Genomic DNA, 13,339 nt, shown 5'->3' with positions numbered 1-13,339 from the left:
TAAATAGCCTATTTACTGACAGATGCTAACACTTTGAAAAATGTTGGGAATGTCTTATAAGTACAGGCCGGATCGTTAATCGTTATGGGCTTACCCCCTACTGCCACCATTGCAAAGCACATGGCAATACGGTGATCGTCGTAGGTATCTACAGCCACATTATTAAAATGTTTTGGCGGTGTGATCTCAATAAAGTCGTGCCCTTCAACCACGTCAGCCCCTACTTTTTTAAGCTCGGTGGCCATTGCATGTAAACGGTCAGTTTCTTTTACCCGCCAGTTATAAATATTACGAATAGCGCTTGGCCCTTTAGCAAACAAGGCAACAGTCGCCAAGGTCATGGCAGCATCAGGTATCGCATTAGCATCTATATCGATACCGTTAAGCTCGCCTTTACGAACAACTAAACGCTCGTCATACCAATCAATTTTGGCACCCACTTGCTCCATCACTTTAGCAAAACCAATATCACCTTGAACTGATTTAGCGCCGACGCCTTTAATTTCTATTTCGCCACCGGCAATTGCTGCAGCAGCAATAAAATAAGACGCCGATGAAGCATCACCTTCAACCATTATGCGCTCAACAGCTTGGTATTGCTGTGCACCTTTAACGAAGAATGTAGTGTAATTATCATGCTCAACAGTTACACCAAAACGCGCCATTACATCCAGCGTAATATCAATATAAGGCTTAGAGACTAAGGTACCTTTAATTTTAATGTGTGTATCGCCTTTAAATAACGGCGCAGCCATGAGCAGTGCCGTTAAAAATTGACTTGAAATACTGCCGTCAATTTCGACTTCACCACCAGCTATTTGCCCACCGATAATTTTAAGTGGTGGGTAATCTTTATTTTTTAAATAACTTACATTACCACCCAAGGCTTGTAATGCATCAACTAAATGCCCTATAGGGCGCTCTTCCATGCGCGGCTCACCAATTAACTCATACTCACCAGCAATCGCACTCAGTACTGCCGTTAATGGCCGATACGCTGTACCTGCATTACCTAAAAACAACGGCTCAGTTGGCGTATTAAACACGCCACTCACGCCCTCTACGGTTGCTACGGTGCGCTCAGTATTAAGCGTTACATTAACGCCTAAGTGCTTTAACGCACCCAACATATGGCGAATATCGTCGCTGTCGAGTAAGTTTTCAACAACCGTGGTGCCGTTAGATAATGCTGCTAATAATAAAATTCGGTTTGATAAACTCTTTGAGCCCGGTAATGTCACACTGCCATTCACTTGTGAAATAGGGGCTAAGAAAAGTTGCTCCATTAACTATTCTCCTTGGCGAAGTTAGCCATAAAGTCAACTAAGGCTTGTACACCTTCCAATGGCATCGCGTTATAAATACTGGCGCGCATACCGCCAACAATACGATGACCTTCAAGCGCTAACAAGCCCGCTTCTTTTGACTCTTTAACAAACTTATCATTTAAGCTTTCATCAACCAGCCAAAAAGGCACATTCATACGTGAACGGTAATGCTTCACTACTTTATTGGTATAAAAATCTGAACCATCAATAAAATCATAAAGCAGCTGCGCTTTGGCAATATTATGAGCTTCCATGGCTTTTACACCCCCGGTTTGCTCAAGCCATGCAAATACTTCTGCCGCTAAATACCAAGCAAAAGTCGGTGGGGTGTTAAACATGCTGCCTTGTTTTGCTTCAAGGGCGTAATCTAAAATACCCGGCTTGGCGAGCCCTTCACGCTCAAGTAGCGTTTTGCGAACAATCACAATAGCAATGCCCGATGGACCGATATTTTTTTGTGCACCCGCGTAGATTAAATCAAATTTATTAACGTCAATTTCGCGCGATAAAATAGTCGACGACATATCGGCCACAATCGGCGCTGTTGGGTGACTGGGTACATCAAAAATCTCTAGACCATCTACAGTTTCATTTGGGCAGTAATGAATATATGCAGCATCGGCTGGTAAAACCCAATCGGCTACCTGCTTAATAGAAAATAAACCGTTATCATCATTACGTACGTCAATTGTGTGAGTTTGAGTAAACTTATCGGCTTCGCTGGTTGCACTTTTTGACCAAACGCCATTTTCACAATAAACTGCTTTTTTACCGTTAACATGAAGGTTTAAAGGTACGGCACTGAATTGACCTCGACCACCACCGTGCATAAATAGCACTTCAAACTCGTCACTTATATTCATTAAACGACGCAGGCTGGCTTCACATTTAGCGGTTAATGCTAAAAATTCATGACTACGATGACTTATTTCCATCACCGATACACCAAGACCTTGCCAGTTTAAAAACTCTTTTTGTGCCTTTTGCATAACAGCCGGTGGTAACATTGCAGGGCCTGCACAAAAATTATATATACTCATTACCTTTTCCTCATTCCAGTAATTTAACTTGAATTAAACTAATTTAATTTTTTTCAACCACATAAAAAAAGCGGCCAAGGCCGCTTTTTTCAATCTAATTATTCTGAAGGAGGATTGTCATCCGCCACTTCATCAATAACTGTATCTACTGTTTCAACGTCTTCGATATCAACCAAGTCACTTTCAGTCACTTCAATCTCTTCTATACGTTGTAAACCAACTACTTGCTCTTCGTCAATAGTTCTGATCAAAATAACACCTTGGGTGTTACGTCCAACCGTAGAAACTTCATTAACGCGAGTACGTACTAAGGTACCACGATTCGAAATAATCATTATTTCGTCGTTGTCATCAACTTGTACAGCACCAACAACGGCACCATTACGCTCACTCACCTTAATTGATACAACACCTTGTGTTGCACGACTCTTAGATGGGTAGTCTTCAAGTTGAGTACGCTTACCGTAACCATTTTCTGTCACTGTTAATATTGCACCGTCATTCTTTGGTACAATCAGTGATACAACACGTTGATCGTCTGGCATCTTAATACCACGAACACCCGTTGCAGTACGACCCATAGGACGTACACCTTTGAAGCGAATCTCAGGCTTACCTTCTTCATCAAAAACAGGGTTACCATTTTCATCAACTACTGTGGTTTCTTCAGCTTCTTTAAAGCGTACAACTTTACCGGCATCAGTGAACAACATAATTTCGTTGCTACCATCGGTAATATCAACACCAATTAAGCTATCACCTTCGTTTAAGTTAACGGCAATAATACCGCTAGCACGTTGACGACTGTATGCAGTCAATGGTGTTTTCTTAACCGTACCAAATGCTGTCGCCATAAAGATGTATTTATCATCTTCATAATCGCGTACTGGCAAGATTGCAGTAATACGTTCATCTGCTTCAAGTGGTAATAAGTTAACAATTGGCTTACCGCGCGCTGCGCGACTTGCAAGTGGTAACTGATACACTTTAAGCCAATATAATCGACCCGCTGTAGAGAAACAAAGAATAGTATCGTGCGTATTGGCAACCAATAAACGTTCAATGAAATCTTCATCTTTCATCTTAGTTGCTGACTTGCCTTTACCACCACGACGCTGCGCTTCGTAATCAGTTAATGCTTGATACTTAACGTACCCTTCATGTGAAAGCGTAACAACTACGTTTTCTTCGTTAATTAGGTCTTCAAGGCTTATATCGTGTGCTGCAGCATTTATTTCAGTGCGGCGCTCATCACCATATTGCTCTTTAATTTCAACGAGCTCATCACGAATAACTTCCATTAAACGCTCTGGATTTGCCAAAATGAATAATAACTCGGCAATCAACTCAAGTAATGATTGATATTCGGTAAGAATTTTTTCGTGTTCAAGACCAGTAAGTTTGTGTAAACGTAAGTCTAATATTGCTTGAGCTTGTTGCTCAGAAATATAGTACTGACCATCACGAATACCAAGCTCGCTTGCTAACCAATCTGGGCGTGCTACGTTGTCTTCGCCTGCTTTATCAAGCATGGCTTTAACATTACCTAATTCCCATGGACGCGCTGTTAATGCAACTTTTGCTTCAGCAGGTGTTGGCGACTTACGAATAAGTTCGATAATTGGGTCAATGTTAGCCAGTGCGATCGCTAAACCTTCTAGCGTATGCGCACGGTCGCGGGCTTTGCGTAAATCAAATACCGTACGACGGGTAACAACTTCACGACGGTGAATAATAAATTCTTCAAGCATTTCTTTTAAGTTGAAACACTTAGGTTGGTTATTAATTAACGCAACCATATTCATACCAAACACAGTTTGTAACTGAGTTTGTGAATAAAGGTTGTTTAAAATAACTTCACCTACGTCACCACGTTTGATCTCGATAACGATACGCATACCGTCTTTATCTGATTCATCACGTAATGCGCTGATCCCTTCAATTTTTTTATCTTTAACTAGCTCGGCGATTTTTTCAATCAAACGTGCTTTGTTAACTTGGTAAGGGATTTCATGAACAATAATGGTTTCGCGACCCGTCTTTTCATCGGTTTCGATGTCAGCACGCGCACGCATGTACACTTTACCACGACCGGTTTGATAAGCTTGTTCAATGCCTTTTTTACCGTTAATAATCGCCGCAGTTGGGAAATCAGGCCCAGGAATATAATCCATTAACTCAGTAATGGTCAATTCAGGGTTTTGAATAAGCGCTAAACAACCATTCACTACTTCTGTTAAGTTATGTGGCGGAATATTTGTTGCCATACCAACCGCAATACCCGATGAACCATTAACTAATAGGTTAGGTATTTTAGTGGGTAACACATCAGGAATTTGCTCTGTGCCATCGTAGTTAGGCACAAAATCAACCGTTTCTTTTTCAAGATCGGCTAATAATTCGTGCGACATTTTTGCCATACGTACTTCTGTATAACGCATTGCCGCTGCTGAATCACCATCAACCGAACCAAAGTTACCCTGACCATCTACTAGCATGTAACGCAGTGAGAATGGCTGAGCCATACGTACGATGGTGTCATAAACTGCACTGTCGCCGTGTGGGTGGTATTTACCGATTACGTCACCGACCACACGGGCCGATTTTTTGTAAGGCTTGTTCCAGTCATTACTAAGCTCGTTCATTGCAAACAAAACGCGGCGGTGAACAGGTTTTAAACCGTCACGTACGTCTGGTAATGCACGTCCTACAATTACACTCATGGCGTAATCTAAGTAGGAGTTTTTTAACTCGTCTTCAATATTGACTGGCAGAATTTCATTGGCGAGATCAGTCATTTGATATCACATTCCTTCAGTATCAGCTCTTAACAACCCAGTATTAGGTATTAAGAGTGTTTGTTATTATTTCTAAGTAACCATGCTATCACAATTAATTTTAATTTACAGGCGCAAAACTTTGCGATTTATCAATTTAGGCCTATATAATGGCCTCAGATTGACGAGGAAGTATTTTATGACCGAACATCAAAATGTAGATAACGCAGAAATAGCAAAGTTTGAAGCCATCGCAGAACGTTGGTGGGATTTAGAAGGCGAATTTAAGCCGCTTCACGAAATTAATCCATTACGATTAGATTTCATCGCAGACAAAACCAAAGGATTATTTGATAAAGAAACCCTCGATGTAGGATGTGGTGGTGGCATTTTAAGTCACAGCATGGCGCGAATGGGCGCTAAAGTAACTGGCATTGATATGGGCCAAGAGCCTTTAACTGTCGCCAAGTTACACAGCTTAGAAACAAGTGTCCCCGTTGAGTATATAAAAGTACCTGCAGAGCAGTTTGCAGATGAGCACCCTGAGCGCTTTGATGTGATCACTTGTATGGAAATGTTAGAGCACGTCCCCGACCCTGCTTCTATTATTCATGCGGTGGCTAAATTAGCAAAACCTGGGGCCGATGTTTTTTTCTCTACTCTTAATAAAACCCCAAAAGCTTATTTATACGCTATTGTCGGTGCAGAAAAACTATTAAAAATGGTTCCCGAAGGTACGCACGACCATAAAAAATTTATTAAACCTGCACAATTAATTGCATGGGCAGAGCAAGCTGGCTTAAAAGTACGTGCCAGTGCTGGTTTAAGTTACAACCCGCTTTCTAAGCAATACACAATGAATGATGATGTGAGCGTAAATTATATGCTGCATTTTGAGAAGTTAGCGTAATGGCAAGCTCTCAAATCCCCATTGCCCCAATGGAATATCAAGCATTGCTGTTTGACTTAGATGGCACTTTACTCGATACCGCCGATGATTTAGGCGCCGCACTCAACACTGTGCTGCGTAATCATCAGCATCCTGAAGTGAGTCGTGATATATATCGACCCGCAGCTTCAAATGGTGCTGCCGCTTTATTGGCTGCTGGTTTTAAAGAAAGCTGGGCGCAACAACCGCAAGAGCAACTTTTACAAGAGCTAGTTACGCAATACGCTGCCAACATTGCCACCCATACCCAATGTTTTGTAGGAATAGAGCAATTACTAATCGCACTTGATAACAAAGCAATCCCTTGGGGAATTATGACCAATAAGCCCGGATTTTTAACTGATCCTTTAGTCAAGGCGATTCCTGCGTTAAAAAATGCACGTATTGTGATAAGCGGTGATACCTTAGCTGAATCTAAGCCCTCACCCCTTCCTTTACTGTATTGCGCTGAGCAAATGAGTGTAGATCCTTCACGTTGCTTATATATAGGTGATGCGCAGCGTGACATTCAAGCAGGTAAAGCAGCCAATATGCACACCGCAACCGCACTATGGGGATATGTACCGAGTGTTGACGAGGCATTGGCTTGGAATGCGGATTTTAATTGGCACAGTCCTATAGATGCATTTAACCACATATAGTGCCATGTTAATTAATAAACACTACATATTGTGATTGTGTTAGTTTTTACGCAAAGCTTGATGATAAAAAAAGCAGACAAAATTTATTTTAAAAAAGCGTAAATTTAATCTTTCCTTAGTTGATTTTTACAAATTTCAACTTAACCGAATGATCAAAGGTTAATGTCTACTAACACAATTACGTTATCCCAACGTTATCCACAATGAGAGCGGTTTCTGTCCCTTGCAAAAGATACCAGACCACACTATCTTGTGATCTCTAATTTGAACAACACCAGATATTGTGGCTAAATGTTATTCAATTAAATTCACCAAACCGGTGAAAATAACAATAAACGAATAGGCACTGCGCTTTTTTAGGTGCACGCATTGGTCAAAAATATTTAATTCCCAAGGAATACAGGCAAAGCTATGAACCAACAGTTATCTGTAAGCAAACGTGACGGTCGTAAAGAGCCACTCGATCTTGATAAGATCCATCGCGTTATTGAATGGGCCGCCGAAGGTTTAAATAACGTTTCGGTTTCACAAGTTGAACTTAAATCGCATATTCAATTTTATGACGGTATTCGTACTAAAGACATCCACGAAACGATTATTAAAGCTGCTGCGGATCAGATTTCTAAAGAATCGCCTGATTATCAGTACCTTGCTGCTCGTTTAGCTGTATTCCATTTACGTAAAAAAGCCTATGGCCAGTTTGAGCCACCGCGTCTTTTTGACCATGTTACTAACATGGTTGAACAAAAACGTTACGATGCACATTTACTCGTTGATTACACAGAGCAAGAATTAGATGAGCTAGATGCGTACTTAGATCATTCTCGCGATCTTAACTTTAGCTACGCAGCAGTAAAACAGCTTGAAGGTAAATACCTAGTTCAAAACCGTGTAACGGGTGAGATTTATGAAAGCGCGCAGTTTTTATATATCTTAGTGGCTGCAAGCTTATTCTCTGATTACCCTCGTGATACACGTATTGATTACATCAAACGTTTTTATGATGCGGTTTCATTATTTAAAATTTCTTTACCTACGCCAATTATGTCGGGCGTACGTACACCAACACGCCAGTTTAGCTCATGTGTACTTATTGAGTGTGGCGATAGCCTAGACTCAATTAATGCTACATCATCAGCAATTGTTAAATACGTTTCTCAACGTGCTGGTATTGGTATTAATGCAGGTCGTATTCGTGCATTAGGTAGCCCTATTCGTAACGGTGAAGCGTATCACACTGGCTGTATTCCGTTTTATAAGCACTTTCAAACAGCGGTTAAAAGCTGTTCGCAAGGCGGTGTACGTGGTGGCGCAGCAACCCTTTTCTACCCGCTTTGGCATTTAGAAGTTGAAAACTTATTAGTACTTAAAAACAACCGTGGTGTTGATGATAACCGCGTACGTCACTTAGATTACGGCGTACAGTTTAATAAACTCATGTACTCACGTTTAATTAAAGATGATTACATTACGTTATTCAGCCCCTCTGATGTGCCTGGCCTTTACGATGCATTTTTTGAAGATCAAGACGAGTTTGACGCGCTATATGTAAAATATGAGCAAGACGAGTCAATTCGTAAAAAACGAATTAAAGCAATTGAGCTGTTCTCTATGTTTGCTCAAGAACGTGCTAGCACGGGTCGTATTTACTTACAAAACGTTGACCACTGTAATACACACAGTCCGTTTATCTCAAAAGTGGCTCCGATCCGTCAATCTAACTTATGTTTAGAAATTGCGTTACCAACTAAGCCTCTTAGCAACGTGAATGATGAAGAAGGTGAAATTGCACTTTGTACATTATCTGCGTTTAACTTAGGTGCCATTGAGTCTTTAGATGAACTAGAAGAGTTAGCTGAGCTTGCGGTACGCGCACTTGATAACCTACTTGATTTCCAAGACTACCCAGTACCTGCAGCTAAAAATGCAACTATGGGACGTCGTACGCTAGGCATAGGCGTTATTAACTACGCATACTACCTAGCTAAAAACGGTAAGCGTTATTCAGATGGCAGCGCAAATGCGCTTACGCACAGAACATTTGAAGCGATTCAGTACTACCTAATGAAAGCGTCTAATGAGCTGGCAAAAGAACGTGGTGCCTGTCCTAAATTTAACGAAACAACGTACTCACAAGGTATTATGCCAACCGATACGTACAAACGTGATTTAGATAAAATTTGTGATGAACCACTTCACCTTGATTGGGACGCGTTACGTGCCAGTATTAAAGAGCACGGTATGCGTAACTCAACACTGAGCGCATTAATGCCCTCAGAAACATCATCGCAAATATCTAATGCAACCAATGGCATTGAGCCACCGCGTGGCCACATTAGTGTTAAAGCAAGTAAAGACGGTATTTTAAAGCAAGTTGTCCCTGAGTACGAACGCCTTAAAGATAGCTATGAGTTACTGTGGGATATCCCATCTAACGATGGTTACTTACAATTAGTAGGCATAATGCAGAAATTTATCGACCAAACGATTTCAGCAAATACTAATTATGATCCAAATAAATACGAAGGCGGTAGAGTACCTATGAAAGTCTTATTAAAAGACTTACTTGGTGCCTACAAGCTAGGTGTTAAAACACTGTACTACCATAACACCCGTGATGGCGCATCAGATGCACAAGAAGACGCTCCAGAAGTGGAAGATGATGATTGTGCAGGCGGCGCGTGTAAAATTTAATAGTTAAACTTAAAGCGGGCGCCTTGCCCGCTTTGTCCTGATAGTTTTAGTGATAGTTTTTTGAGTGATAAACATGTCTTATACTACTTTTAGCAGAAATCATAATAACCAAATGCAAGAGCCAATGTTTTTTGGTCAAACCGTTAACGTGTCACGTTACGATCAACAAAAATACCCTATTTTTGAAAAGCTGATTGAAAAACAATTGTCTTTCTTTTGGCGTCCTGAAGAAGTTGACGTAAGTAAAGACCGTTTAGACTTTCAAGCGCTTCCTGATCACGAAAAACATATCTTTTTAAGTAACTTAAAATACCAAACTTTACTTGATAGTGTTCAAGGCCGTTCGCCTAACGTTGCACTATTGCCAATTGTGTCAATTCCTGAGCTTGAAACATGGATTGAAACATGGGCGTTTAGTGAAACCATTCACAGCCGTTCATACACACATATTATTCGTAATGTAACTCAAGCGCCTGAACTCATCTTTGACGACATTGTTAGCAATGACAAAATTAGTGAACGTGCCGATGCCGTAACCACTTATTACGACGATTTAATTAACTCAGTGTCGCTTTACAATCTGTACGGTGAAGGCAAACATGACATTAATGGTGAAACCGTGGTGGTTAACTTATTCGAGCTGAAAAAGAAATTGTATCTGGCGATGATGTCAGTGAACATTCTTGAAGCTATTCGCTTTTATGTCAGCTTTGCGTGTTCATTTGCGTTTGCAGAGCGTGAGCTAATGGAAGGCAATGCTAAAATTATTAAGCTTATTGCCCGTGATGAAGCGCTTCACCTTTCAGGCACTCAGCATATTTTAAATATTATGCAAGATGGCAAAGACGACCCTGAAATGGCAATTGTTGCTGCACAGTGCCGTGAAGAAGCAATCAAAATGTTTGTTGACGCTGCAGAGCAAGAAAAAGAATGGGCAGAGTACCTGTTTAAAGATGGCTCGATGATTGGTTTAAATAAACACATTCTATGTCAATATGTTGAGTACATTACCAATGCGCGTATGACCGCGATTGGTCTACCTGCACAGTTTGAAAACAACAGTAACCCTATTCCGTGGATCAACTCATGGTTAGTGTCTGACAATGTGCAAGTTGCTCCTCAAGAGGCCGAAATAAGCTCATACTTAGTTGGTCAGATTGATTCACAAGTAGATGCCGATGAATTTGGTGACTTTGATTTATAATGACTGATAGAACCACTGCAAGTATCACGCTTGCAGATAACAGCCAGCGCATTGATTTTGCCGCTGGCTGCCCTTCTCTTTTGCATTGCCTAGAATCGAATAAGATTGATGCCGCTTACCAATGCCGTGAGGGATATTGCGGTGCGTGTCGAGCAACACTTGTCTCTGGTGAAGTTAATTACAATGAAGAGCCGTTAGCGTTTGTTCGCGATGGTGAAATACTTCTGTGTTGCTGCAAACCAAATGGTGATATCAGTATTAATTTAAAGTAACTAACTCACATTAAGCGTATTTAACAGCACAAGAATAATATATAACAGCTAGGTTTGTACCAAACCTGTTTGCCGTGTTTTTAAACTCAAACACGCCTACTAGTACAGTGTTATTTACTCTGAATATTTTGCAGGCACAAATCGGTAATGACCCGTAATTGTATAAGCAAAAAGCATATCGCTCATTTCAGGTCCGCGACCAATATTGTGCACAATAAGCGGGTGACCACTGTCCTGCGCTATTTGATTAACGACCATACCTATGTGCGGTAAATTGCCTGGCAGCATCCAAGTGACTATGTCACCGGTTTTATAATCTGCTGCATTAGGCGATTTAGTTAACACTTGAGCATGGCGCTCAAAGTAAACCCCTAAGTTAGGTACACGTCGATGATCAATGTTTTTATCTGGCTTGGTTAATCCCCAAATACGCTTAGAAGGATATGCGCGAAAATTGGCCTGCATGTCTTCATGTACTAACTTTTGTAAATCTATACCAAGCTGTCGATACGATCTAATTATAACATCAGTACACACACCAATATTAGCGGGCACATCGCCACCTGGGTATTCAAGCCTATAATAGGCGCCATCGTAAGTTACTTGTTGCGTTGTTCTGTGTATCAATGCGTTGACAATATCATGATTGAAATCGGCTGCCTTTACATCAAGGGCAAATAAAGCTAGTAAATAGAGCACAAAGCGCGACATATAAATTCCTTTTATAATATTTATTAACTAAAACTGTTGAGTAATATAGTCAGAAATATTAAATTTATTTCCATTGCTGGTAAAGTGCGCATCAAGTGCATAGGCCATTATTTCAAGCGGAGCATCATTGTAACCACAGGTTTGGATTTCATTGATGTAGCGCATAATAAAAGCGTGAGCACCGAGCTCGCGCCATTGAACTACATGAGCCAGCTCATGAAAATGCACTCTTAAATTCCGCGCAACATGAGGTAATATGTAATAAGTGTTTTTATAGGTGATCCCTGCTACATCCATGTCAATAAAATCGCTTAAACCAATTTCACGTAAACCAGCAAAGTCAGGCTTGGGAATGTGTTCAACAACCACATAAAATGCAGTTTTCAAAAATTCATGCGGGTAAAAAGTCAGCAAATTCGCTAACAAATGTATCACAGCATATTCTTTGATGAACATACAATCCATTGTTCTATTTGCGCTAGCATGTTTTCTCCAAAAAATTTGCTTAGTGACTTAACTTAAGCATAAATATTTAATGACGAAGAATTTGCTTTTATCAATAAAAAAGCGCCGATGGTATTATTAGTGACGCTGATTATTAATAATGGCTATAAAATTGCCTAGCCTTCTTCTTCAACCAAAGATTCTAATAACTCATGGATCTCTGATTTTAATTCTTTGTCTTCAATTTTATTCGCACTGATTTTAGCATCTTGCAGATTTTTAATTGCCGCTTCTTTATCACCCAGCTCAAGCTGTAAAGTAGCCATAGAAAAGGCAACAGACGACATATGATCTTTGTTATTAATTTCTATCGACTTCTGTAACGCTTTTTCGTAAGTCTCAATAGCTTCTTCTAGCTCTTCGGTGAAATCAGCCAATGTTTCCCACTGAACAGGGTGATCTTTCGCTGTATTTTCGTTTTCAATACAAATAGCTTTTAGCTCAGCATATAAAGATTCAAACTGTTTAGTATCATTTTTATTAGCCGCTGCCATCAGCTTTTCCGCCAAATCGTGAACCGCTTTGTATACTTTAGTATTCATAATTAATTGCTACCTTATTAACGCGCCTTTTTTGATTTATTAAAGGCATCGTATTGGAAATATATTCCCTAATAGTACATTATTATTAAGCGCTGCGTTGTTACAAAAGTATTATAAGCGATAAAAACAGAGGTTTAATTTAAAAAACTGGATATTACAGTGCTACACTTAACGCTTAATTTAAGTCGCAATAGTAAATACCTACCCTATGCAAAATTGCAATCAATGCGGTAAATGCTGCACTAAATATGGTGCGGCAGATTTAGATACAAATCAGGATGAAATTGAAATGTGGGCGTTATTCAACCCAGAAATATTTCAATATGTTAAAAACGATCAGTTATGGTTTGATCCCAAAACAGGCGAGCAATTAACGCAATGCCCATTTTTAGTACTTAGCAGTAAAAAATATCCACAAGAAAAAGATAAATATACATGCAGTATTTACCATGACCGTCCTCAAGATTGCCGACACTACCCAAGCTTAATTTCAGAAATGATAAACGATGACTGTGAAATGCTTGAACCAATCGATAAACAAAATCCTTTCAAAGCACAAAAAAAGTTAGACATACTGATGATAGACAGCCGCTCCTAAATTTAACTGTAATAATACCGTGCTAAATTAAATTTATCGCTCTCTTGTGTTATTCAACGCAAAATTAAAAGTTATAGTA

At 40.1% G+C, this 13,339-nt stretch carries 12 protein-coding genes; 6 read left to right on the top strand and 6 right to left on the bottom strand.

Annotated features, from left to right (window positions below; translation table 11 throughout):
- Positions 1-8 precede the first annotated feature (8 nt).
- From aroA to gyrA, 3 genes are all read right to left on the bottom strand, one after another.
- On the bottom strand, positions 9-1,286 hold the full coding sequence (gene aroA / locus CWC14_RS07000) for a 3-phosphoshikimate 1-carboxyvinyltransferase (protein WP_138562056.1): 1,278 nt from the start codon (positions 1,284-1,286) through the stop codon (positions 9-11).
- A complete protein-coding gene (serC, locus tag CWC14_RS06995) occupies positions 1,286-2,368 on the bottom strand; it encodes a 3-phosphoserine/phosphohydroxythreonine transaminase (RefSeq protein ID WP_138562054.1) in 1,083 nt (360 codons plus the stop codon). The genes aroA and serC overlap by 1 nt, the downstream gene beginning before the upstream one ends.
- 98 nt (positions 2,369-2,466) lie before the next feature.
- Positions 2,467-5,166 carry a DNA topoisomerase (ATP-hydrolyzing) subunit A gene (gene gyrA, locus CWC14_RS06990; protein WP_138562052.1) on the bottom strand — a complete coding sequence of 900 codons (2,700 nt, stop codon included), beginning with the start codon at positions 5,164-5,166 and terminating at the stop codon, positions 2,467-2,469.
- Between the two features lie 178 nt (positions 5,167-5,344).
- Here gyrA and ubiG point away from each other — a divergent pair, with 178 nt between their 5' ends.
- The 5 genes from ubiG to yfaE all read left to right on the top strand — a co-directional run bounded on the left by ubiG (position 5,345) and on the right by yfaE (position 10,905).
- Positions 5,345-6,055 carry a bifunctional 2-polyprenyl-6-hydroxyphenol methylase/3-demethylubiquinol 3-O-methyltransferase UbiG gene (ubiG, locus tag CWC14_RS06985; RefSeq protein WP_138562050.1) on the top strand — a complete coding sequence of 237 codons (711 nt, stop codon included), beginning with the start codon at positions 5,345-5,347 and terminating at the stop codon, positions 6,053-6,055.
- On the top strand, positions 6,055-6,735 hold the full coding sequence (locus CWC14_RS06980; RefSeq protein ID WP_008110153.1) for an HAD family hydrolase: 681 nt from the start codon (positions 6,055-6,057) through the stop codon (positions 6,733-6,735). Before ubiG ends, CWC14_RS06980 begins: the two co-directional genes overlap by 1 nt.
- A 411-nt stretch (positions 6,736-7,146) precedes the next feature.
- Positions 7,147-9,429, top strand: coding sequence for a class 1a ribonucleoside-diphosphate reductase subunit alpha (gene nrdA / locus CWC14_RS06975; RefSeq protein ID WP_013464874.1), 2,283 nt, complete (start codon positions 7,147-7,149; stop codon positions 9,427-9,429).
- A gap of 73 nt (positions 9,430-9,502) precedes the next feature.
- The gene (gene nrdB, locus CWC14_RS06970; protein ID WP_138562048.1) at positions 9,503-10,633 is read left to right on the top strand and encodes a class Ia ribonucleoside-diphosphate reductase subunit beta; all 1,131 of its coding nucleotides are present in this window, start codon (positions 9,503-9,505) and stop codon (positions 10,631-10,633) included.
- Positions 10,633-10,905, top strand: coding sequence for a class I ribonucleotide reductase maintenance protein YfaE (gene yfaE, locus CWC14_RS06965; RefSeq protein ID WP_076919572.1), 273 nt, complete (start codon positions 10,633-10,635; stop codon positions 10,903-10,905). The genes nrdB and yfaE overlap by 1 nt, the downstream gene beginning before the upstream one ends.
- Positions 10,906-11,019: 114 nt before the next feature.
- On the opposite strand, the gene CWC14_RS06960 is transcribed toward yfaE, so the two are convergent.
- The 3 genes from CWC14_RS06960 to CWC14_RS06950 all read right to left on the bottom strand — a co-directional run bounded on the left by CWC14_RS06960 (position 11,020) and on the right by CWC14_RS06950 (position 12,662).
- Positions 11,020-11,616 carry a DUF1287 domain-containing protein gene (locus CWC14_RS06960; RefSeq protein ID WP_138562046.1) on the bottom strand — a complete coding sequence of 199 codons (597 nt, stop codon included), beginning with the start codon at positions 11,614-11,616 and terminating at the stop codon, positions 11,020-11,022.
- A 27-nt stretch (positions 11,617-11,643) separates the two neighbouring features.
- Positions 11,644-12,072 (bottom strand): hypothetical protein, encoded by a 429-nt coding sequence (locus CWC14_RS06955; protein ID WP_008112473.1) that lies wholly within the window; start codon positions 12,070-12,072, stop codon positions 11,644-11,646.
- A gap of 164 nt (positions 12,073-12,236) precedes the next feature.
- On the bottom strand, positions 12,237-12,662 hold the full coding sequence (locus CWC14_RS06950) for a tetratricopeptide repeat protein (RefSeq protein WP_008112472.1): 426 nt from the start codon (positions 12,660-12,662) through the stop codon (positions 12,237-12,239).
- 208 nt (positions 12,663-12,870) lie between these two features.
- On the opposite strand from CWC14_RS06950, the gene CWC14_RS06945 reads away from it, so the two are divergent.
- Positions 12,871-13,260 carry a YkgJ family cysteine cluster protein gene (locus CWC14_RS06945; protein WP_008465669.1) on the top strand — a complete coding sequence of 130 codons (390 nt, stop codon included), beginning with the start codon at positions 12,871-12,873 and terminating at the stop codon, positions 13,258-13,260.
- Positions 13,261-13,339: the final 79 nt, after the last annotated feature.

It is taken from the genome of Pseudoalteromonas sp. S3260 (assembly GCF_005886925.1).
Taxonomy (GTDB): domain Bacteria; phylum Pseudomonadota; class Gammaproteobacteria; order Enterobacterales; family Alteromonadaceae; genus Pseudoalteromonas; species Pseudoalteromonas tetraodonis.
This window is presented reverse-complemented; position numbering and strand designations above follow the sequence as displayed.